Origin of the sequence: Nonomuraea sp. NPDC049784 (genome assembly GCF_040659615.1) — a bacterium.
GTDB lineage: Bacteria > Actinomycetota > Actinomycetes > Streptosporangiales > Streptosporangiaceae > Nonomuraea.
Genome location: NZ_JBFAMX010000013.1, coordinates 18,484 through 37,304, shown reverse-complemented (window position 1 = coordinate 37,304; position 18,821 = coordinate 18,484). Strand labels below are relative to the sequence as shown.

The window sequence follows — 18,821 nt, the reverse complement described above, 5'->3', positions numbered from 1 at the left end:
CTTGACGTTTTCACAAACAGTGGATCACGGCAATGTAATTAAGTGATTTCGCTATGTGCTCACCCAGAGACAGAACGGATGCCCCGCCGGGTCGAAATGTACGCGTACGTCGTCTTGCGGCTGGAAATCGGCCACGGTCGCGCCCAGCTCGACGGCGCGGGCGCTGCTCGCGTCGAGATCGTCGACCTCGATGTCCAGGTGCATCATCATCTGCTGCTTGCCGTGCCGTCCGGGCCAGGCCGGCCGGACGAAGCCGGGGTCGCTCTGGAACGACAGCCCCGGCCCGCCGTCCGGCGGGGCCAGCAGCACCCAGCCGGGCTCCTCGGCCTTCACCTGCCAGCCGAGCAGTTCACGGTAGAACATGGCGAGCGCGGGACCGTCGAGCGCCTCCAGGCAGACCGTGGACCACCTCATCGGGGACCGGTGAAGTGGGTCGAGAACCAGTCTTTGGCGTGCTCGGCCACGGCCTCCAGAGCGCCGGGCTCCTCGAACAGGTGGGTGGCCCCGGGCACGATGGTGATCCGGCTCTCGGCACGCAGGTGCCGCTGAGCCTCTTCGTTCAGCTTCACCACGATCGGATCCCTGCCGCCCACGATGAGCAGGGCAGGGGCGCGTACCGCCGCGAGTCGAGGCCCCGCCAGGTCGGGCCGCCCGCCGCGTGAGACGACCGCGGAGATGTCGTTGCCCGGCTCGGCCGCCGCCCACAGCGCCGCCGCCGCGCCGGTGCTGGCGCCGAAGTATCCGATGGGCAGCCCTGCCGCCGTGTCCTGCTCGCGTACCCATGCGGTGCTCTGCAGCAGCCGCTCGGCCAGGAGCCCGATGTCGAAGACGTTCGCCCTGTCGGCCTCCTCGCCGGGCGTGAGCAGGTCGAACAGCAGCGTGCCCAGCCCTGCCTTGTTGAGCACCTCAGCCACGTAACGGTTGCGCGGGCTGTGCCGGCTGCTGCCGCTGCCGTGCGCGAATATCACCACTCCCTGAGCGGCGTCAGGAATGACCAGATCGCCCTCCACCTGACACACCTCCCTTTCAACCTCTTCCTCCGACTTCCCCGCAAGCCCCGTCTTGCACCATCCTGGGCGTGTGGTCGAAGATCCGGAGCCCGACTGCCGGCTGCACCCGAACCTGGAGGTGGGGCCCTCGCCCGTCTCCGGGGACGGGCTGTTCGCCACGGCCGCAATCCCCGCCGGCACCGTCATCGCCCGCCTGGGCGGGACGCTGGTGACCTGGGAGCGGCTCCAGGAACTGTTCGACGACCCCGCCGTCCCTTACGTCGACACCATCGACGCCTACGGGGACCTCCACCTGGTCCTGCCGCTGGGGCAGCCGATCGGCAAGAGCAACCACAGCTGCGACCCTAACCTGTGGTGGGTCGGCCCCTACACGCTGGCCGCCCGCCGCGACCTCGGCGCCGGTGAGGAGGTCACCAACGACTACGCCACCAGCACCGCCGCACCCGGCTTCAGCATGGAATGCCGGTGTGGCACGGCGCTCTGCCGGGGCCGGGTGAGCGGCGCGGACTGGAGGCGTCCGGAGCTCCAGGAACGTTACGGCGACCACTGGGTCCCTGCGCTGCTCGACCTCATCAACGGAGACCGCTCGTCCCGTCGCGCCTCCGGCTGACGCCGGTTCAGCCGAGTTCAGGCGGCGGCACACGATCGCCTGCTCACTCGAGCTCGGTGGGGGGCGGCATACGATCGCCGGCGACCTGCGCGGCGATGGGGTCGAGCGCGGCCAGCTCCTCGCCGGTCAGCTCGATGCCGACCGCGCCGGCGTTCTCGATGAGCCGCCCCGGGCTCTTGGTGCCGGGGATGGGCACGACCGGGATGCCGTGCACCTCCTCCCGCTGCAGCAGCCAGGCGAGCGCGATCTGGGCCATCGTCGCCCCGCGCGCCTCCGCGACACGCCGGACGGGGGCGAGCAGGGCGGCGTTGTGCCCGGCGTTCGCGGCGTCGAACCGGGGCAGGCCGTGCCGCATGTCGTCCTCCGCCAGCCCTTCGGTGGACGTGTGGCGGCCGGTCAGGAAGCCACGGCTGAAGGGAGAGTAAGCGACGAACGCGATGCCGAGTTCGGCGCAGACCGGCACGACCGTGTCCTCGTACTCACGGGTGAACAGCGACCACTCGTTCTGCACCGCCGTGATCGGATGCACCTGGTGCCCGGCGCGGAGCTGCTCCGCCGACACGTTGGACAGGCCGAGCCGGCGCACCTTGCCGGCGGCGACCAGTTCGGCCATGGCGCCCACCGTTTCCTCGATGGGCGTGGTGTAGCCGGGGTGGTGCAGGTAGTAGAGGTCGATGTGGTCGGTGCCCAGGCGGCGCAGGCTCGCGTCGCACGCGCTGCGCACGTACTCGGGGTCGCTGCGGACCCCGATGAGCTCGCCGGTCCCGGGAGCCCGGATGGCCGCGAACTTCGTGGCGACCGTGATCTCCTCCCGCTTCCGCTCGGCCAGGAAGTCGCCGATCAGGTGCTCGTTGGCGAAGTCGACGCCGTAGTAGTCGGAGGTGTCGAGGAAGGTGACGCCGAGCTCGGCGGCCTTCCTGAGCGTGCCGAGCGACTCGCCCCTGTCCGTCGGGCCGAGGAACTCGCTCAGCCCCATGCATCCGAGGCCGAGGGCGGAGACCTCCAGGCCGCCGCCGAGTTTGACCATGCGCATGACGTGTCTCCTGTTGGGGGAATAGAATCGGGATGTTCGTCCCGGTTATTTGGGAATATACGGGACGGCCATCCCGCTTGTCTATCGAGCCAGGAGTCTTCCGCATGAGCAGGCCATTGCGTGCCGACGCCCAGCGCAACAGGGCACGCGTCCTCGAGGTGGCGGCAGAGACGTTCGCCGCGGAGGGGTTGTCGGTGCCCGTTCACGAGATCGCCCGCCGGGCGGGCGTGGGCACGGGGACCGTCAGCCGCCACTTCCCGACCAAGGAGTCGCTGTTCCAGGCGATCCTGCTCGACCGGATGGAGCAGCTCGTACGGCAGGCGGCGGAGCTGTCGGAGCATGAGGGGGAGGAGGAGGCGTTCTTCGCGTTCTTCGCCACCATGGTCGAGGAGGGCGCCGCCAACCGCGGTCTGGTGGACGCGCTCGCGGGCGCCGGGTTCGACTTCGAGGCCGTGGCGGCGGACGGCAAGTACGACGTGATGGGGGCCTGGCGCGGGCTGCTGGAGCGGGCGCAACGCGCCGGCGCGGTGCGCGCGGACGCCGACATGGCCGACGTGAAGGCGTTGCTCACGGGCTGCGTAGACCGGGAGCGGGGAGCCGCGGACCCGGTCGCCAGGGCCCGCATGCTGGCCATCGTCCGCGTGGGGCTGCGTGCCTGACGCCGTACGCTGCTCCGCCATGCGTGCCGCGTTTCCGCCGCGATCCGCATGGCGTGATCCATATACTGCGCGGATGTCCGATTTTGCCGACTTCAGGGCCAGAGGACGGGCGGCCCTGCTGGCGGGCCAGGCGACCCACGACTCTCCCATGGTGGAGGGCGCGCGGCGGTGGGGAGCGTCGGCCGTGCTGCGCCCCTCGGGGGAGGTGCTCGACCGGCTGGCGGCACTGACCGGCACCATCGAGGCGCCGGGGCACTGGGTGCACGGGCGGCGGACCTTACATGTCACCCTGAGGTCCCTGGAGCCCTACCGCGACCGGATCCCCGCCGGCGATCTCCTCCGCAGGGCCTACGGGGAAGCGCTGGCCGAGGCGGCCGCCGGGCTCGCGCCCGCGAGGGTGCGGCTGGCCGGCGTGAGTCCCCATGCGGGCGGTGTCCTGGTGTGCGGCCACCCCGAGGACGACACGCTGGTCACGCTGTCGAAGCGGTTCGCGCATGCGATGGAGTGCCGCGGCGTACGGCACCTGGAGCAGGGCCGGGTACGCGACCGCTGGTACGTCAGCCTCGTCCACTTCGCCGCCCCGCTCGCGGACCCCCTCCGGATCGTCGAGTGGTGCGACGCCCACGCCGACGTCGACCTGGGCACGGCCGAGCTGGACGCGGCGGAGATCGTCCAGTTCGTCCTTACGGGCACGGGCATCCGGATCAAGGCACTCGAAAAGGCCCGGCTGGCCTGAGACGGCGGGGCGCCACCCGGCCCCAGTCCAAGGTGGCACCCCGCCGCCGCCCCGGGTCAGCCCAGCACCAGCGCGGTGACGAACTGCAGCAGGTGCCAGGCCACATAAGCGCTGAGCGAGCAGAACGCCCACTCCTTCCCCCGGCTGATCCTGGAGATCCACCGGAGCTGCTCCGCCGGCTCCTTCCGCGCCTTGACGGACCTGGTGACGAAGTACGCCGACATCATCCAGGCCGCGCCCGAGCCCCCGACCAGCCCGAGCGACAGCGCCAGCAGGACTGGGGACCCGCTCAGGAGATCCGGTGACGGCAGCTGACGGACCCAGGCGGCCAGCACCCCGGCGAGCACGGCGGTGGTGATCCGCCTGTCCTTACGCGCCTGACGCTTCAACCACTGAAGGTCTCGACGCAGATGATTCTTGAGCATCCGGATCACCTCCGTTTGGAGTAGCTGGTAGCACCAGCTAACGGAAATTTCCGGACAAGATCTCCGACCTCACATCCGAGATTTCACGACTTTTAGCGATATTTCAGGGCGACCCATGCACCGCCCCGAGCTCGCGCAGCTCCACCGACACCCGCCGCGCCTCCAAGACGTCCCCCACCTCTTCGAGCAGCCGCAGAGCCTCCCGGAGATGCCCGGCCGCCGTACCCCGGTTCCCCAGCCTGGCCGAGATCAGGCCGAGCGCCCGCAGGGCGCACCCGAGGTCCCGCCTGGTCCCGCATTCCAGGTGGACGTCCCTGGCCTGGCCCGCGTGGACCAGCGCCTCCTCGGCCAGATCCAGGTCCAGCAGCACCATGGCCAGTGTCGTGAGCGCCGCCGCCCACCGGTCCTTGGTGCCGGTCTCGTTCTGCAGCTCGGCCGTCTCCCACGCGAGCTTCAGCGCGGCCTGCGGCTTGCCCGCCGTGTGCAGCGCCTGCGCCATCGACAGCAGCGCGCTGGCCCGGTTGTCCCGCAGCTCCTCCCTGATCGCCAGCGACGCCTTGGCCGCCTCCAGGGCAGGCTGGTGCTGCCCCAGCGACAGGTAGGTGTTCGCCAGCGTCTCCTGGACGTCCGCCTCCGCCCGCCGGTTCCCCAGGCCCTGCACGATGTCCAGGGCCTCGAGCGCGTACACGAACGCCACGTGCGGCAGCCCCTGCCGCCGTCGCACCCTGGCGAGCCGGTTGAGCATGCGGGCCTCCACCGGCTCGTCGCGGATCACGCGGCTGATCGCGAGCGCCTGGTTGAGGTAGTCGTCGGCCCGCAGGTAGTCCGCCAGCCGCCAGTGCACCAGCCCGATGTCCCCGAGCGTCTCCGCCTTGCCCTGCTCGTGGTGGAGCTCGACCTGGACGGCCAGCGCCTGCTCGTAGTACGCCAGCGCCTCGTCGTACCGCGAGCCGTTGCGCGCGATCCGCCCGAGCGCGCACAGGGCACGCCCGCAGCCGTGCTGGTCGCCCGTCGCCGTGTACCCGGCCAGCGCCCGTTCGGCGTCCCGCCGGGCGTCGTGCGGCAGCCGCAGCAGGTCGTAGATCTCGGCCAGGCAGAGCAGCGTCTCGGCCTCGGCGTGCTCGTCGCCCAGCGCGTGGCAGATCGACAGCGCCTCCAGCCCCTCCGACAGCGCCGCGTTGGGCTCGCCCAGATCCCGCCGCACCGTGGCCAGGATGATCAGGCTCTGCGCCGTGCCCCTCCGGTCGCCGAGCTCCTCGCGCACCTCCAGCGCCTGGCCGGCGTGCTGCAGCGCCAGCTCGTACCGCTCCTGGGACAGGTGCAGCCGGGAGAGCGTGTGCAGGCAGTTCGCCACCCCGGTCAGGTCGCCGATCTCCCGGTAGAGGTCGAGCGCCTCGCCGGCGCACTTCAGCGCCTCCTCGTTGTTGCCCGCGATGCCGTGCACCTCCGCCAGGTCGTTGAGCGCGCGGGCCCGCCCCTCGCTGTCGCCGAGCGAGGCGAAGTCGTCCAGCGCCTCGCCGATGAACCTGGCCGCCAGCGTCGAGGGACCGATGTCCCGGTGGACCGAGCCGAGGTTGCTGCGCATGAGCGCGATCGCCCGCCGGTTGCTGACCTGCATCGCCGAGGTCAGCCCGGCCTGCTGGACCTCCAGGTTGATCTCGTAGTAACGCAGCTCCCTGAACGGCTCGAACACGGCCTCGGCCAGCCGCCACGCCATCCCCTGCGCGCCGCTCTCCTCGGCCATCCGCACGGCCGACACCAGCGAGCGCCGCTCCGCCTCGAACCACTCGGGCGGCGTCGCGGGGTCCGTCGCCTTCGCCAGGTAGTGGTCGAGCAGCCGCACCCTCGCCTCCCGCACGCCGGCCTCCGCGTGCCTGCCCAGTTCCCTGGCCAGCCGCTTTACCAGGTCGTGCACCCGGTAGCGCGGCCCGGCCAGCGGCTCGACCAGGTACGCCCGGTGCAGCCCCTCCACCGCCACCACGGCCTCGCTCACCGGCACGCCGAGCGCCGCGGCCAGCACCTCGGGCGTGAAGTCCCGCCCGGGCAGCAGCCCCACGTGCCGGAACGCCCGCCGCTGCCCCGGGCTCAGCGACTCGTACGCCAGGTCGAGCGCCGACCTGAACGCCTCCTCCGGGTCGCCCACCAGCAGCCGCCCCGGCCTGCGCAGCTCCTGGACCCGCTCCCGCACGCTCAGCCCGGGGTTCTCGGCCAGCTTGGCGGCCGAGATCCGCAGCGCGAACGGATGGTACGAGCACACCCTGGCCAGCTCGGCCAGCGTGTCCCTGTCGGCGGCCCGCGGCGAGTTCCCGCCGAGCACCGCCACCAGCAGCGCCACCGCGTTGCCCGGGTCGAGCACCGGCAGGTCCATGAGGTCGGCGTGCCCGTTGGCCCGCAGCGGCGCCATCCGCGTCCGGCTGGTCACCAGCACCACGCAGTCCTTGCCGCCCGGCAGCAGCGCCCGCACCTGCCCGGGGTCGGCGGCGTTGTCGAGGATGAGCAGCAGCCGGCGCCCGGCGATCCTGCTGCGGTAGAGCAGCATCAGCTCGGCACCGTCGTCGGCGGGCATGTGCTCGCCCACCCCGAGCGAACGCAGGATCTGCCCCAGCGCCTCGGCCGGCGTCATCGGCGGCTGGCTCGGCGACTGTCCCCGCAGGTCGATCACGATCTGCCCGTCGGGGAACCGGTCGGCGTGCAGGTGCCCCCAGTGGGTCACCAGCGCGGTCTTGCCCACGCCCGGCAGGCCCTGCACGACCATGGTGTTCGTCCGCCTGGGCCGCTCCAGCCAGTCGGTGAGCAGGTCGAGGCTCTGCTGGCGCCCGGTGAAGTCGGGCACGTCCGCGGGGAGCTGGCGCGGCTTCGGCACCCCGCCGACCGGCAGCGGCTCCATCGTGCCCGGCCGGGTCAGGAACGGCGTCACGTTCCCCTGCCACGGCGCCGACAGATGTTCCCAGGCGCCCGCCGCGTCGCGCAGCGCGGACGGGTCCGCGATCCGCAGGCGCCGGTAGCCGGGCCGTACCAGCCAGCCTCGCCGGACCCACTGCGTGAGCTGCCGCTGCACCACGTCAGGAGAGCTGCCCACGAGGTCGGCCAGCGTCTCCATCGACAGCGGCGGCGCCGACTCCGAGGCCAGCACGTAACGCTCGTCGAGGTGCAGCAGCCACACGGCCAGGCGGGCGGCGACGGGGGCGCGGGCGAGCGCCTCGTGCCTGCGGGCCGCCACGTTCCTGGCGAACAGCTCCTGCACCAGCGCGGTGGCCACGGCCGGGCTGGCGGCGGCGTGCTCGCGTAACCGGCGCAGGTCGATGGGCCAGGCGCGCAGCTCGGTCAGCGCGTCGATCTTGGCGCGCTCGGCCGGGCTCCAGAAGGCCAGTTCGCCGATGAGGTCGCCGTCGCCGCGGAGGTCGTGAATTGCTTCGCGCTCGCCGACGGGGGTGTACTCGCGGGCGTAGCCGTAGTCGATCACATAAACCCGGTTGGCGGGCCGCAACGGCGAGCAAATGGTCTCGTTACGCCGGAAGACGCGGGGGCTCGCGCCCTCGTCGGCCAATGACCGGAACAGCCTCACCCCGACACCACCAATCTGGGGACGGCGGTGTCCTCTTATGACAGACGCGAAACAGCCTCAACGACAATTTGTCACATCAGCGGGCTCCGCTGTCAATCGGCTCCGACGGCGGCGGTGTCCTGGCGGTCGGGGACGAAGCGGTAGCCGACGTTGCGGACGGTTCCGATGAGGGACTCGTACTCGGTGCCGAGCTTGGCGCGCAGACGCCGCACGTGGACGTCGACCGTCCTGGTGCCGCCGAAGTAGTCGTAACCCCAGACCTCCTGCAGCAGCTGGGCCCGGGTGAAGACCCTGCCGGGGTGCTGGGCGAGGTATTTCAGCAGCTCGAACTCCTTGAACGTGAGGTCGAGCACCCGGCCGCGCAGCCGCGCGGTGTAGGTGGCCTCGTCGATCGACAGGTCCCCGCTGCGGATCTCGTCGGGCACGTCCTCCGTGGCGGCCTGCGAGATGCGGCCCGTGGCCATGCGCAGGCGCGCCTCCACCTCGGCCGGCCCCGCGCTGTCGAGCAGCACGTCGTCGACGCCCCACTCGGCGGTCATCGCCGCCAGCCCGCCCTCGGTCACGATCACGAGGAGAGGGCAGTCGATGCCGGTCGTGCGGATCAACCGGCACAGGCTCTTGGCCTGCACGAGCTCCTTACGCGCGTCTACGAGAACCGCGTCGGCGGGAGGCGTGTCGATCAGTGCGGACGCCTCCGCCGGCGAGACCCGGACCGAGTGGAGCAGCAAGCCCAGCGCCGGAAGCACCTCGGCGGACGGCTCGAGGGCGTTGGTCAGCAGGAGCAGGTTGCTCATTACGGCCTCCTCAAACACGCGAGGACCCGGGGGCTACGTCGCCCAGGTCCTGTAGGTGAGGATATCCCACGAGTAAGTCGCGTCCATTACGCGTCCAGCAGGTGAACAGCGCGTCTCCTGAAACAAGCTCGTTAAGGGCGACGCACAATAGACCACAAACCGATTGTGAGGTGCCCATGGCCACGGGAAAAGTACGTTATTGGGCTGCGGCCAAGGATGCGGCCGGTGTGGCGGAGGAGCCGTTCGACGCGGTCAATCTTGGTGAACTCATGACGAAAATCACACAAAATCGTGCCGATCTGGCTCGGGTGGTGAGGCGCTGTTCGTTCCTCGTGGACGGTCACCCGGTCGGCAAGCGGCCCCATGACGAGGTCGTTCTGGCTGACGGGGTGACGGTGGAGGTGCTGCCGCCGTTCGCCGGGGGGTGATGGGTCGCTTCGCGGGGGAATGAGTGATGCCAGTCGATAGGCTCTTGACCCCCGCCATAGACAGGTAGCCCCATGCGCAAGCTGATCGTTGCCCTGATCGTGCTGGTCATTCTCCTTGTCGCCCTCGACAGGGTCGCCGTGGCCGGGGTGGAACGAGATCTCGCGAACAGGATCGCGGCCGCGTCCGACCTCTCCGGCACGCCGACCGTGACAATTGAGGGCATCCCATTTCTCACGCAGGCCATCTCCGGGCACTACCCCGAGGTACGGTTCGACCTCGGCACGTTGACCTACGGCGGCGTGCCGGTCAAGAACCTGCGGGGCGCCGCCTACGACGTGACGGCACCCCTGGCGGACGTCCTCCAGAACAGAGCCAACATCCAGGCCCGGCGCGTGGCCGTCAGCGGCGTCCTGACCAGGGCGACGATCGACAAGTACGCCCCCAGGGGCGTCAAGATCGGTGGCAACGGCGAGCGGCTCACGGCGTCGGGCGAGGTGACGGTGGGGGTGAGCAAGGTGAAGTTCAACGCCGAGATGCGGGTCGAAGTGGCCGACGGGGGCATCAAGCTCCAGGCGGAGAAGATCGAGGGCGTGCCCGACCAGCTCGCGCAGTTCGTTTCCTACACCATCAAGTTCAAGGGCAAGCTGCCCTTCGACGTGAAGGTGACCGGGGTCAAGAGCGTGGCCGAAGGGTTGGAGTTCTCGGCCGAAGCGTCTGACGTGCCGATCCGTGGATGACATTGAACCGGCCCGGCCCGGCGTACGTGAAGAGGGCGTGAGTGCAGCAGCCGGTACCGCCGACGAGGAACTCGTGAGGACCCTCTTCGACGAGCACGCCGGGCCGCTCTACGGCTACGTTCTGCGACTGACCGGTGACTCCGGCCGGGCCGAGGACGTCGTGCAGGAGACCCTGTTGCGGGCCTGGCGACATCCCGAGGCTCTGTCCGGCAAGCCGATCCGCGCGTGGCTGTTCACGGTGGCCCGTAACCTCGTCGTGGACCAGCATCGAGCGAAGAAGGCCAGACCGCAGGAGACCGGCGACGAGGCGCTGGCGGTCATGCCGGCCGACGACCATCTGGAGCGCGCGGTCGAGTCGTGGGCGGTGGCCGAGGCGCTGGCCGCGCTCAGGCAGGAGCATCGTGAGGTGCTGCTGGAGGTCTACTACCGGGGGCGATCGGTGAAGGAGGCGTCGGCGACGCTGGGCATTCCGCCGGGCACGGTCAAGTCGCGTACCTACTACGCGTTGCGGGCGCTCAAGCTCGCCCTCGAGGAGCGGGGGTTGGCGCCATGATGACGTGCGAGGAGGTACGGCTGGCCCTGGGCGCGCATGCCCTGGGCGCGCTGGACCCAGAGGAGGCGCTGGAGATCGACCAGCACCTGGCTACCTGCGAGGAGTGCGGAGCCGAGCTGCTCGACCTGGAGGGCGTGGCCTCCTTTCTTGGCAAGTTGTCGGAGCGCGATGTGGAGCTGGTGGTCAGCCCTCCACGGCAGGTGCTCGACCGACTGCTGAACGACCGCGCCAAGCGGACCAGGCGTGGCCGGCTGCTGCTGGTGGCGGCCGCCTCCGTTGTGGCGCTGGCCCTCGGCGGTACGGTCTGGACGGTCGTGAACGACAGCCCCGCGCAGCAGAGCGCGATGGCCCCCGAGTCCACCCGGCAGACGGCGAGCGTGCTGGGCGCGCCCGAGGACAGCAAGGCGAAGGCACTGGCCAGTGATGCCGAGCCGTCCGCGAGCCCGAAGCCGAGCAAGAGGCCGACCATGCTGCCGAGCAGGGCGCAGCGGGACGCGGTGGACGGGCGCACGTTCGCCGGCAGGAGCCCGGCGAGCGGCTACAGCGCCACTGTGTCGGCCTCGCCCGGTGACGACGGCGGCACGGAGCTGAGCGTGCAGGTCGGCGGCGTGCCCGTGGGCACGACCTGCCGCCTGCTCGTCGTCGCGGACGGGCGGCGCGACTTCACGGAGAGCTGGATGGTCAGCCGGGCGGCATACCAGGAGAGCACCGTGTTCAAGCGCACGACGTCGCTGCCCATGAGCGACATCACCAGGTTCGACGTCGTCGATCAGGCGGGGAAGGTTCTCGTCAGGGTCCCGGTGCGGAAGTAATCGCGTGCCTGCGTGGTTGCATCAGGCAATGACTGGATTGTGGGTGGCGCTGGCGACCCTGGCGCTCGGCACTGTGATCGGGGTGGTTCGCCTGCGCCGCGACGGACGTGTGCGTGACACGGCTGGAGACCGGCTGTCCGAGGCCGATCTCGGCGCCGGGCTGGGGGAGCGGGCGACGCTGGTGCAGTTCTCCACGGCGTTCTGCCAGCCGTGCCGGGCTACCAGGCGGATCCTCGCCGACGTGAGCGAGCTCGTGCCGGGGGTGACCCACGTCGAGATCGACGCCGAGTCCCGGCTGGACCTCGTGCGGCGGCTGGACATCATGCGCACGCCGACGGTCCTCGTGCTCGACACGCGCGGAAAGATCGTGAAGAAGGCGGCCGGTCAGCCCAGGAAGGCCGACGTCCTGGCGGCTCTCGCCGCGGCCGTGACACCGCCGCCGTCTCAAGAGTTGTCTCAGCAACCGGACGAGATGTGACAGATGACGAGACGCCGAGTAGTGTCTTCGGCATGAACCCAACGACAGAGCTGCTGACGAAGCGGCGCGCGGTAGATTTCTGCCGCGTGACCACCGCGCTCTGTCGCGCTGCCTGAGGACGATCCCGCGGACATCAGGTCCGCCCCGTCGACCCTTCAGGAGCATCCTTCGATGCGTGCCGACCCTAGAGCGCTGCGTTTCGGCGCGGCCATCACCACCCTGGTACTCGCCCTCGTTCTGGTGACAGCGAGTGCTTGGCTGCTGGCCGCCCAGGCGGTGGTCTTCGCGCTCGGAGTCGTGTGGCGCTCGCCGTACACGATGCTCTTCAAGGCGCTCGTCAAGAGCGCGCCGAAGGATACCGAGGACGCCCGCCCGCCGCGCTTCGCGCAGGGGGTGGGGCTCGTCTTCGCGGTCGCGGGCCTGGCCGGATACCTCACCGGGATCGTGCCGCTGGCCCTCGTGGCCACGGCCGGGGCTCTCCTCGCCGCCTTCCTCAACGCAGCCTTCGGATTCTGCCTTGGCTGCGAGATGTACCTGCTCATTCGCCGTCTACTGCCCGCCGCCAACATGGAGGTTCCCAAATGAGCCGCTCCGCCGCCCTGGTGGACGCCGACTGGGTCGAGGCCAACCTCGACACCCCTGGAGTCGTCCTCGTCGAGGTCGACGAAGACGTCAGCGCCTACGACAAAGGCCACATCCGTGGCGCCGTGAAGGTCGACTGGCGGCAGGACCTGCAGGATCCGGTGCGCCGCGACTTCGTGGACAAGACCGGTTTCGAGGCCCTGCTGTCCGACCGCGGCATCTCCAACGATGACACCGTCGTGCTCTACGGCGGCAACAACAACTGGTTCGCGGCTTACGCCTACTGGTACTTCAAGCTCTACGGCCACGAAAACGTCAAGCTGCTCGACGGCGGGCGCAAGAAGTGGGAGCTCGACTCCCGCGAGCTGGTGCGTGACGTGCCCGAGCGGGCCAAGACGCAGTACGCGGCCCAGGAGCAGGACACCAAGATCCGCGCCTTCCGCGACGACGTGGTCGGCGCGATCGGCAAGCTCAACCTGGTCGACGTGCGCTCGCCCGACGAGTTCACCGGCAAGCTGCTCGCTCCCGCGCACCTCCCGCAGGAGCAGGCGCAGCGCGCCGGCCACGTGCCCACCGCCCGTAACATCCCGTGGTCCAAGGCCGCCAACGACGACGGCACGTTCAAGGCCGACGATGACCTGCGCGCGCTCTACGGCGAGGCCGGGGTCGACTTCGGCAAGGACACCATCGCCTACTGCCGCATCGGTGAGCGCTCGGCGCACACCTGGTTCGTGCTGCACGAGCTGCTCGAGCAGGACAACGTGAAGAACTACGACGGTTCGTGGACCGAGTACGGCTCGCTCGTGGGCGTGCCGATCGAGCTGGGGGAGGCCCGCTGATGAGCACTGCACAGGGTTGCGGAGCGCCGGAGCAGACCATCACACTGCCCGCCGGGATCGACCTGGCCACCCAGGCCGTGATCCAGGGCGTCGTGACGGGCGCCGGCACGGCGTACGCGCGTCTGCTCGACCACTCCGGCGAGTTCACCGGCGAGGTCGTCGTGTCCGATGAGGGCATCTTCCGCTTCTTCGCCGCTCCCGGCGACTGGACCGTCCGCATCATCGCGGGCGGCGGCGTCACCAGGGACATCAAGGTGGAGGCCAAGCTGGGCGAGGTCTCCTCGCTCGCGGTCGCCGTCTGAGCCGTCCAGCCTAGGGGCCCGCGTCCTTTCGGGGACGCGGGCTCTTGCGTTGCAACCGATCCGGGCACGGCGGTGTTGTAGCAAGTGTGAGTGAAACCGACTGCCTCGATCCGGTGCGCAAGGCGCTGCTCGACGACCTCGACCAGGGGTTCGCCGAGCTGTACGGCGCCTACCGCGGCCTGGTCTTCTCGACCGCGCTGCGGCTGAGCGGGCGCTGGGCCGATGCCGAGGATCTCACCGCGGAGGCGTTCCTGCGGGCGTACCGGGCGCTGGCCGGCTACGAGCGTGACCGCATCGCCGCGCTCCAGCCGCGCGCCTGGCTGATGACGATCCTGATGAACATCTGGCGCAACTGCGCCAGGGCCAAGTCCCGCAAGCCGCCACCGGAGTTGCAGGACCAGCCGGTCGAGGAACCCGATCCCGGCCAGGACGTCGAGGAGGCCGCGGTGCGCCGCGAGACCGGCGACGAGCTGGCCGAGCTGCTCGGCCTGCTGCCCGAGGAGCAGCGGGTCGCGGTGGTGCTCAGGCACGTCGTCGATCTGCCGGTCAGCGAGATCGCCACCGTGCTCAGGATCCCGCAGGGCACGGTCAAGTCGCACGTGTCGCGCGGGCTGCGGCGGCTACGCGCACTGGGAGGTGCCCGATGACCCACGACCCACTGCCCGGCGCACCGGAGACGCCGGGCTCCGACGCGCCGGACGGGCTGCTTGCCGCGCTCGCGGCGCTGTCCGCCGACGCGCCTCAGGGGCTGCTCGACCGGATCGCGGCCCGCTGGGTAGGCGTGCCGAGCCCGATCGGGGAGCTCCGGGTCGCGTTCACCGACCAGGGCGTGGCCTACGTGCACACGGGCGAGGGGTTCGCCGAGGCTTTCAGGAAGCGGTTCGCCCGGCCGCTGCTGCCCGCCGAACGCCCGCCCGCCGGACTGCTGCCCGCGCTGCGCACCGGCAGATCCTCCAAGGTCCGGCTGGACCTGCGCGGGCTGAGCGACTTCCAGCGTGACGTGCTGGAGGCGGCCCGTACGATCCCGCGCGGCGAGGTCAGGCCGTACTCGTGGATCGCGGAGCGGATCGGCCGGCCAGGGGCCGTGCGCGCGGTGGGCACGGCGCTCGGCCGCAACCCCGTGCCGCTGCTGATCCCGTGCCACCGCGTGACCAGGTCGGACGGTGTCGTAGGCGATTACGTGTTCGGCTCGGCGGCCAAGGAACGGCTGCTGCTGGCCGAGGGGGCCGATCTGGAGCGGGTGCGGGAGCTGGCCGGGGAACGGGTGTTCTACCTGGCCAGCGACACCACGGGTGTCGTGTGCTTCCCGACGTGCCACAACGCCAGGCGCATCACCCCCCGGCACCGGCACGGCTTCCGCAGCATCGCCCAGGCCAGGGCGGCCGGTTACCGCCCGTGCCGCACCTGCAGGCCCGCCTCGTAGGCCGCTCAGGGTTTGGCCGGGTAGCGCATGAGGAGCGCGGCACGTACGACGTCAGGGCCGCGCGCGCGGTAGCCGTGCGGCACGTCCGAGAGCCACGAGATGTGGTCGCCTGGGCCGGCGGTGAGCGGCTCGTGGATGGGCCCCGCGCTTAGCGTGCCGGCGAAGACGGTGACGTGCTCGCTCACGCCCTCGTGATGCGCGGGCGAGGTCTGCGTGAGGCCGGGCGGGACGGTCACCCGGTAGAGCTCGTACGTGACGCGGTCGTCCTCGAACACCTCGAGCAGTTCCGCCTCCATCGCCGTGCCCCGCATGATCTGCGGCTCGGGCGGCTCGGCGAGCAGCGCCCCGATCGGCACGCCGAGCTGCGCGGTGATCGCCCAGAGCGTCTCCAGCGTCGGGTTGTGCGTGCCTGTCTCGGCGCCGGCCAGGGTGGCCGTGTCGATGCCCGTGCGCTTGGCGAGCTCCGACAGCGACACACCGCGCTCCTGACGCAGCCGCCGCAGGCGATCTCCCACCACTCGAGGGTCGGCGTCGATTGCGGGCTGCGGCTCCATACAGTCATGGTGCACGCGTCGCACTTCGTGGCCGCCATTTCCCCGCCGATAATTCTTTTGTCACCGCCCAGCGATGACACCCGCACCGGCACGCGTAATCGTGGATGGCACATGCACTGGCACGCGTACACCTGGACCGGCAGCGCGGAAGAGCGTGACAGGGAAGCGGAGCGCCGCCCAGGCTCGCCCGACTTCTCCAGCTCCGCCGTGCCGCCCATGCGGACCGGCGACTGGCTGGCCAAGCCGCGCTCGCGCATCGCGGCCACGTTCGACGATCTCGACGCGGCGCTCGACTGGCTGAGCTCCCGCTACCGCCGGCTGGAAGGCGCGTTCCCGCACCCCGACAGGGTCGGCCTGGACGAGCGGCTCGCGTCCGCCAGAGACGCCCTGCCGCGCGGCGTGGACGTGCAATGGGGAGAGTGGCTGACCGGCGGCAGGTTCGCCACGGTGAGCCTCATTTGCTGCCCGAACAGGCACGTCACCCACCCGTGTCCCGTCCGCAGGCCGTAGCGCTTTCGGGAGTTGCGGCTGCGGCAGAAGGGACAGACCGATACGATTCTGCAGATGTCCGGATCGACAGGTGTGATGGCGCCTCCCCGACCTGGGCCTATGCCGGCTCAGGGGATGCCGTCGCCGTACTCGCTGCCCCTGCACACCCTACGACTGGCGGGCAAGTGTGCCCTGCCGCTGATCTTCTGGTTCGCGGCCGGCCAGCTCGCGCGCTTCGCCCTGCTCTACGGCGCCACCGAGCTCGCGTACGGCGACTTCAGGCAGCTTCGCCTCGTCGTCGTGATGACGCTGCTCACGTTCATCATCCTCACGGCGATGACGGTCACCACCGGCATGCTGTACTCCCTGCGCGGCGCGCTGTGGGAGATGCGCGCGAGGGTCGATGAGGGCGTGCAGCAGGAGCGCTTCTTCCGGGTGCTCGACCGGGTGGCCCCGGCTTTCGCGGTGCTCTACCTGTCGTGGGGATTCCAGACGGAGGACGCCAGGGACGTCTACCAGATGGACCTGTTCCACCACTTCGACAAGATGATGGATCAGTCCTTCTTCGGCGAGGACGCCACCGTCGGCCGTGGGCTCATCGATCTCGACTGGCGGGTGTCGCTCGGGGCGATGGTCGTCATGTTCGGGCTGAAGTGGCTCTTCGCGAAGCTCGTCGAGCAGGGCAAGGGCAAGTTCTACGGCTTCCTCGCCGCCTTCTCGGAATTCGCCTTCGTCTTCTACGGCCTGAACGCCACTTTCTTCATCGCCAAGGCCCGCTCCGACTGGCTGCAGCACCGCAACGTGGTCGCCGGCACGGAGGAGGTCTGGGCCGAGGCGCAGAAGAGCGTGCCGCTGTGGGAGACCGTCACCGGCATCTTCGGCGATGTCTGGCCGTTCGTCCTCGACGGCGTCGCCGTCCCGCTGGCCTGGCTCACCGTGGCGATGCTCGTCTTCGGCTCCTACTCCGACGAGACCCGCGCCCTGCTGAAGGGCACCCGCCTGGAGAAGGGCGTGGACCGGCTGGAAGACAGCCACGACCTCACGCAGAAGTCGTTCGACCAGCTCACCGGCGGGTTCAGGGACCGCTGGCTGCCGCTGGCCAACTCGCTGCGGATGATCTTCAGGAGCGGCCTGCCGCTGTTCGGCATGATGTGCCTGTGCTACGTGGCACTCAACGTGGCCGGTCAGTACGCCGAGCGGGGGCTGCGGACGCTCATCGGCGCGCGGGAAGAGTGGGTGTGGTACTTCCAGGGGCCGCCGCTGGGCTTCGTACACGAGATGATCGTGACCGTGCTGACCATGGCGCTGCTGGCGGCAACGTACGACATCGCGGCCACAAGGGCCCGCCTCAACGGCGAGTCCCTCAACGACGTCTGAGCGCCCTCAGCGGCGCCTGAACCGGAGGACGTCGATGTCCTTCTCCAGCTTCGCCACGGTCTCCTTTTTGAAGAGGTCCTCCGTGGGGGTGTCCGAGCGGTAGTTGCTCGGCCTGAAGGAGAGCTCGACCTCGTTCGCCACCGAGGCCGGCACCTTGGCCACCCCCAGGATCTTGTACTCCTTGCCCACCACCATCCGGTCGATCGGCGGATCTCCCACCCAATCGTTCTCCACGACCCAGGTGCGGCCGGCGCGGTCCTCCATCTGGACGTCGCCGGGCTTGGCGGTCTTGGTCGCGCTGCCCTCATCGAGGGCCTTCTTCGTGATGTCGACCTTCAGCCAGGCCACCTCGGGACCGGTCGTGCTGCCCTCGGGAGCCTTGGTGGGCGCGATCGTGGCCCTGTACTCGATGTTGCTCACCTTGCCCGCCTGGCCGGCGGGGACGATGGTCACCTTGGTCTCTTTCGTGGAGACCTTCTCGTAGAAGAGGTAGCCGTCGTACGAGTGGGCGGCCGTGGTGATGAGCGAGACGATCACGGCGCCGGCGGCGATCAGCAACATGCGCTTACGCCGCGCCCCGGGTGCGGCGGCCCGCCGCGACCCCCGGTCTGCGGCCTGCGGCGCGTCGGGCGAGGCATCGCTCGGCCCCTCGCCCGGAGGTTGGTGCGGCATCCCGGTCGCGGCGGCGGCCTGCATGGGCGGCCCCGACGGTGGTGCGCTCTGCTGCGGCTCGAAGGACAGGGGGCCCTGGACCGCCGGTAGTGGCTGGGTGACGCCGCCGACGGGTTCACGGGGGGCCGGAGGCCACACCTGCTGGTCGGACTGGGTGTGCCGAGCCCGGCTCTGCGGCGCGCCATGGCGCGGAGCCACCCCTTGGCCCTGTCCTTGTGCGCGCATCGGGCCCCGCGGCGCGCTGGGCCGCTCCGGCGCCTCCTGCGGGGCGCTGGGCCATTCCAGCGCGTCCTGTGGCGCGCTGGGCCACTGCGGCGCGTCCTGTGGCGCACTCGGCCACCCCAGCGCGTCCTGCGGCCCGCTCGGCTGCCCCTCCAGCGCGTCATAGCCGGGAGGCGGCGTTCCGCGGCCGCGACGCCCGCCGTGGCGCTGCGGCATTCCGCGGCCGGGCAGCTCGCCCCCTGACGGCACCCGAGGGACCGGCGCCGTCTCGGCGCCGGGCGGCACCTCCTCCCCGGACTCCATGCCCGGCCCGGAATACGGCCCTTGGCCGGATCCTGTGCCGTGCTCAGGAGGCAGGGCGTGACCGGAGTGCCGTCCACGGCCGGGCGGTTGGGTGCCGGGGCCGGAGTGGGAGCCGAGGCCGGGCGGAGGCTCCTGGCTGGGCGGGGGCGGGGGCGGTTCCTCCTCGCGCCGCGGGTCGTTCCTGGGCGAGAACCAGTCGCGCTCGTTCGTGCTCATC

At 70.6% G+C, this 18,821-nt stretch carries 23 protein-coding genes; 15 read left to right on the top strand and 8 right to left on the bottom strand.

Going from position 1 to position 18,821, the window contains the following annotated elements; translation table 11 throughout:
* Window positions 1-51: 51 nt before the first annotated feature.
* Together AB0J09_RS05960 and AB0J09_RS05955 are read right to left on the bottom strand one after the other, a co-directional pair.
* On the bottom strand, window positions 52-414 hold the full coding sequence (locus AB0J09_RS05960; protein WP_360685819.1) for a VOC family protein: 363 nt from the start codon (window positions 412-414) through the stop codon (window positions 52-54).
* Complete coding sequence (locus tag AB0J09_RS05955; protein ID WP_360685816.1) at window positions 411-1,010, bottom strand: alpha/beta family hydrolase; 600 nt, start codon at window positions 1,008-1,010, stop codon at window positions 411-413. Before AB0J09_RS05955 ends, AB0J09_RS05960 begins: the two co-directional genes overlap by 4 nt.
* Window positions 1,011-1,080: 70 nt before the next feature.
* Here AB0J09_RS05955 and AB0J09_RS05950 point away from each other — a divergent pair, with 70 nt between their 5' ends.
* Window positions 1,081-1,620, top strand: coding sequence for an SET domain-containing protein (locus AB0J09_RS05950; protein WP_360685813.1), 540 nt, complete (start codon window positions 1,081-1,083; stop codon window positions 1,618-1,620).
* A 43-nt stretch (window positions 1,621-1,663) separates the two neighbouring features.
* Here AB0J09_RS05950 and AB0J09_RS05945 read toward each other — a convergent pair whose 3' ends face one another.
* Window positions 1,664-2,653, bottom strand: a complete 990-nt coding sequence (locus AB0J09_RS05945) for an aldo/keto reductase (RefSeq protein ID WP_360685810.1) — start codon at window positions 2,651-2,653, stop codon at window positions 1,664-1,666.
* Window positions 2,654-2,757: 104 nt separating this feature from the next.
* Here AB0J09_RS05945 and AB0J09_RS05940 point away from each other — a divergent pair, with 104 nt between their 5' ends.
* Entirely contained in the window at window positions 2,758-3,312 is a 555-nt protein-coding gene (locus AB0J09_RS05940; protein WP_360685808.1) for a helix-turn-helix domain-containing protein, read from the top strand.
* 73 nt (window positions 3,313-3,385) lie between these two features.
* Window positions 3,386-4,048 carry a hypothetical protein gene (locus AB0J09_RS05935; RefSeq protein ID WP_360685805.1) on the top strand — a complete coding sequence of 221 codons (663 nt, stop codon included), beginning with the start codon at window positions 3,386-3,388 and terminating at the stop codon, window positions 4,046-4,048.
* Between the two features lie 56 nt (window positions 4,049-4,104).
* On the opposite strand, the gene AB0J09_RS05930 is transcribed toward AB0J09_RS05935, so the two are convergent.
* The 3 genes from AB0J09_RS05930 to AB0J09_RS05920 form a co-directional block, all read right to left on the bottom strand.
* Entirely contained in the window at window positions 4,105-4,473 is a 369-nt protein-coding gene (locus tag AB0J09_RS05930) for a hypothetical protein (protein ID WP_360685802.1), read from the bottom strand.
* Window positions 4,474-4,576: 103 nt separating this feature from the next.
* Window positions 4,577-8,038, bottom strand: coding sequence for a tetratricopeptide repeat protein (locus tag AB0J09_RS05925; protein ID WP_360685799.1), 3,462 nt, complete (start codon window positions 8,036-8,038; stop codon window positions 4,577-4,579).
* 92 nt (window positions 8,039-8,130) lie between these two features.
* A complete protein-coding gene (locus AB0J09_RS05920; RefSeq protein ID WP_360685796.1) occupies window positions 8,131-8,832 on the bottom strand; it encodes a response regulator transcription factor in 702 nt (233 codons plus the stop codon).
* Between the two features lie 176 nt (window positions 8,833-9,008).
* On the opposite strand from AB0J09_RS05920, the gene AB0J09_RS05915 reads away from it, so the two are divergent.
* The 10 genes from AB0J09_RS05915 (at window position 9,009) to AB0J09_RS05870 (ending at window position 14,987) form a co-directional block, all read left to right on the top strand.
* Complete coding sequence (locus tag AB0J09_RS05915) at window positions 9,009-9,260, top strand: MoaD/ThiS family protein (RefSeq protein ID WP_360685794.1); 252 nt, start codon at window positions 9,009-9,011, stop codon at window positions 9,258-9,260.
* 72 nt (window positions 9,261-9,332) lie between these two features.
* The gene (locus AB0J09_RS05910; protein ID WP_360685788.1) at window positions 9,333-9,998 is read left to right on the top strand and encodes a DUF2993 domain-containing protein; all 666 of its coding nucleotides are present in this window, start codon (window positions 9,333-9,335) and stop codon (window positions 9,996-9,998) included.
* Window positions 9,999-10,035: 37 nt separating this feature from the next.
* Entirely contained in the window at window positions 10,036-10,551 is a 516-nt protein-coding gene (locus AB0J09_RS05905; protein ID WP_360685785.1) for a sigma-70 family RNA polymerase sigma factor, read from the top strand.
* Entirely contained in the window at window positions 10,548-11,363 is an 816-nt protein-coding gene (locus AB0J09_RS05900) for a zf-HC2 domain-containing protein (RefSeq protein WP_360685782.1), read from the top strand. The genes AB0J09_RS05905 and AB0J09_RS05900 overlap by 4 nt, the downstream gene beginning before the upstream one ends.
* Window positions 11,364-11,391: 28 nt before the next feature.
* A complete protein-coding gene (locus AB0J09_RS05895; RefSeq protein WP_360685779.1) occupies window positions 11,392-11,841 on the top strand; it encodes a thioredoxin family protein in 450 nt (149 codons plus the stop codon).
* Window positions 11,842-12,012: 171 nt separating this feature from the next.
* Window positions 12,013-12,426 carry a DUF4395 domain-containing protein gene (locus AB0J09_RS05890; RefSeq protein ID WP_360685776.1) on the top strand — a complete coding sequence of 138 codons (414 nt, stop codon included), beginning with the start codon at window positions 12,013-12,015 and terminating at the stop codon, window positions 12,424-12,426.
* Window positions 12,423-13,262, top strand: coding sequence for a sulfurtransferase (locus AB0J09_RS05885; RefSeq protein WP_360685773.1), 840 nt, complete (start codon window positions 12,423-12,425; stop codon window positions 13,260-13,262). Before AB0J09_RS05890 ends, AB0J09_RS05885 begins: the two co-directional genes overlap by 4 nt.
* Window positions 13,262-13,564, top strand: a complete 303-nt coding sequence (locus AB0J09_RS05880; RefSeq protein WP_360685770.1) for a DUF1416 domain-containing protein — start codon at window positions 13,262-13,264, stop codon at window positions 13,562-13,564. Before AB0J09_RS05885 ends, AB0J09_RS05880 begins: the two co-directional genes overlap by 1 nt.
* A gap of 86 nt (window positions 13,565-13,650) precedes the next feature.
* Window positions 13,651-14,211, top strand: a complete 561-nt coding sequence (locus AB0J09_RS05875) for an RNA polymerase sigma factor (protein WP_360685767.1) — start codon at window positions 13,651-13,653, stop codon at window positions 14,209-14,211.
* Complete coding sequence (locus AB0J09_RS05870; protein ID WP_360685764.1) at window positions 14,208-14,987, top strand: methylated-DNA--[protein]-cysteine S-methyltransferase; 780 nt, start codon at window positions 14,208-14,210, stop codon at window positions 14,985-14,987. The genes AB0J09_RS05875 and AB0J09_RS05870 overlap by 4 nt, the downstream gene beginning before the upstream one ends.
* Window positions 14,988-14,992: 5 nt before the next feature.
* Here the strand turns inward: AB0J09_RS05870 and AB0J09_RS05865 are convergent, their stop codons facing one another.
* Complete coding sequence (locus tag AB0J09_RS05865; RefSeq protein WP_360685762.1) at window positions 14,993-15,541, bottom strand: XRE family transcriptional regulator; 549 nt, start codon at window positions 15,539-15,541, stop codon at window positions 14,993-14,995.
* A gap of 111 nt (window positions 15,542-15,652) precedes the next feature.
* On the opposite strand from AB0J09_RS05865, the gene AB0J09_RS05860 reads away from it, so the two are divergent.
* Complete coding sequence (locus tag AB0J09_RS05860) at window positions 15,653-16,051, top strand: hypothetical protein (RefSeq protein WP_360685759.1); 399 nt, start codon at window positions 15,653-15,655, stop codon at window positions 16,049-16,051.
* Window positions 16,052-16,150: 99 nt separating this feature from the next.
* Window positions 16,151-17,407 (top strand): hypothetical protein, encoded by a 1,257-nt coding sequence (locus tag AB0J09_RS05855; protein ID WP_360685756.1) that lies wholly within the window; start codon window positions 16,151-16,153, stop codon window positions 17,405-17,407.
* Window positions 17,408-17,413: 6 nt separating this feature from the next.
* Here the strand turns inward: AB0J09_RS05855 and AB0J09_RS05850 are convergent, their stop codons facing one another.
* Window positions 17,414-18,820 (bottom strand): hypothetical protein, encoded by a 1,407-nt coding sequence (locus tag AB0J09_RS05850; RefSeq protein WP_360685753.1) that lies wholly within the window; start codon window positions 18,818-18,820, stop codon window positions 17,414-17,416.
* Between the last annotated feature and the right edge of the window lies 1 nt (window position 18,821).

What these genes read in the sequence shown, in the direction of transcription:
- AB0J09_RS05960 (WP_360685819.1), bottom strand. Translation starts at nt 414, where the DNA reads ATGAGGTGGTCCACGGTCTGCCTGGAGGCGCTCGACGGTCCCGCGCTC.
- AB0J09_RS05945 (WP_360685810.1), bottom strand. Translation starts at nt 2,653, where the DNA reads ATGCGCATGGTCAAACTCGGCGGCGGCCTGGAGGTCTCCGCCCTCGGC.
- AB0J09_RS05940 (WP_360685808.1), top strand. Translation starts at nt 2,758, where the DNA reads ATGAGCAGGCCATTGCGTGCCGACGCCCAGCGCAACAGGGCACGCGTC.
- AB0J09_RS05935 (WP_360685805.1), top strand. Translation starts at nt 3,386, where the DNA reads ATGTCCGATTTTGCCGACTTCAGGGCCAGAGGACGGGCGGCCCTGCTG.
- AB0J09_RS05930 (WP_360685802.1), bottom strand. Translation starts at nt 4,473, where the DNA reads ATGCTCAAGAATCATCTGCGTCGAGACCTTCAGTGGTTGAAGCGTCAG.
- AB0J09_RS05920 (WP_360685796.1), bottom strand. Translation starts at nt 8,832, where the DNA reads ATGAGCAACCTGCTCCTGCTGACCAACGCCCTCGAGCCGTCCGCCGAG.
- AB0J09_RS05915 (WP_360685794.1), top strand. Translation starts at nt 9,009, where the DNA reads ATGGCCACGGGAAAAGTACGTTATTGGGCTGCGGCCAAGGATGCGGCC.
- AB0J09_RS05910 (WP_360685788.1), top strand. Translation starts at nt 9,333, where the DNA reads ATGCGCAAGCTGATCGTTGCCCTGATCGTGCTGGTCATTCTCCTTGTC.
- AB0J09_RS05900 (WP_360685782.1), top strand. Translation starts at nt 10,548, where the DNA reads ATGATGACGTGCGAGGAGGTACGGCTGGCCCTGGGCGCGCATGCCCTG.
- AB0J09_RS05895 (WP_360685779.1), top strand. Translation starts at nt 11,392, where the DNA reads ATGACTGGATTGTGGGTGGCGCTGGCGACCCTGGCGCTCGGCACTGTG.
- AB0J09_RS05890 (WP_360685776.1), top strand. Translation starts at nt 12,013, where the DNA reads ATGCGTGCCGACCCTAGAGCGCTGCGTTTCGGCGCGGCCATCACCACC.
- AB0J09_RS05885 (WP_360685773.1), top strand. Translation starts at nt 12,423, where the DNA reads ATGAGCCGCTCCGCCGCCCTGGTGGACGCCGACTGGGTCGAGGCCAAC.
- AB0J09_RS05880 (WP_360685770.1), top strand. Translation starts at nt 13,262, where the DNA reads ATGAGCACTGCACAGGGTTGCGGAGCGCCGGAGCAGACCATCACACTG.
- AB0J09_RS05870 (WP_360685764.1), top strand. Translation starts at nt 14,208, where the DNA reads ATGACCCACGACCCACTGCCCGGCGCACCGGAGACGCCGGGCTCCGAC.
- AB0J09_RS05865 (WP_360685762.1), bottom strand. Translation starts at nt 15,541, where the DNA reads ATGGAGCCGCAGCCCGCAATCGACGCCGACCCTCGAGTGGTGGGAGAT.
- AB0J09_RS05860 (WP_360685759.1), top strand. Translation starts at nt 15,653, where the DNA reads ATGCACTGGCACGCGTACACCTGGACCGGCAGCGCGGAAGAGCGTGAC.
- AB0J09_RS05855 (WP_360685756.1), top strand. Translation starts at nt 16,151, where the DNA reads ATGCCGGCTCAGGGGATGCCGTCGCCGTACTCGCTGCCCCTGCACACC.
- AB0J09_RS05850 (WP_360685753.1), bottom strand. Translation starts at nt 18,820, where the DNA reads ATGAGCACGAACGAGCGCGACTGGTTCTCGCCCAGGAACGACCCGCGG.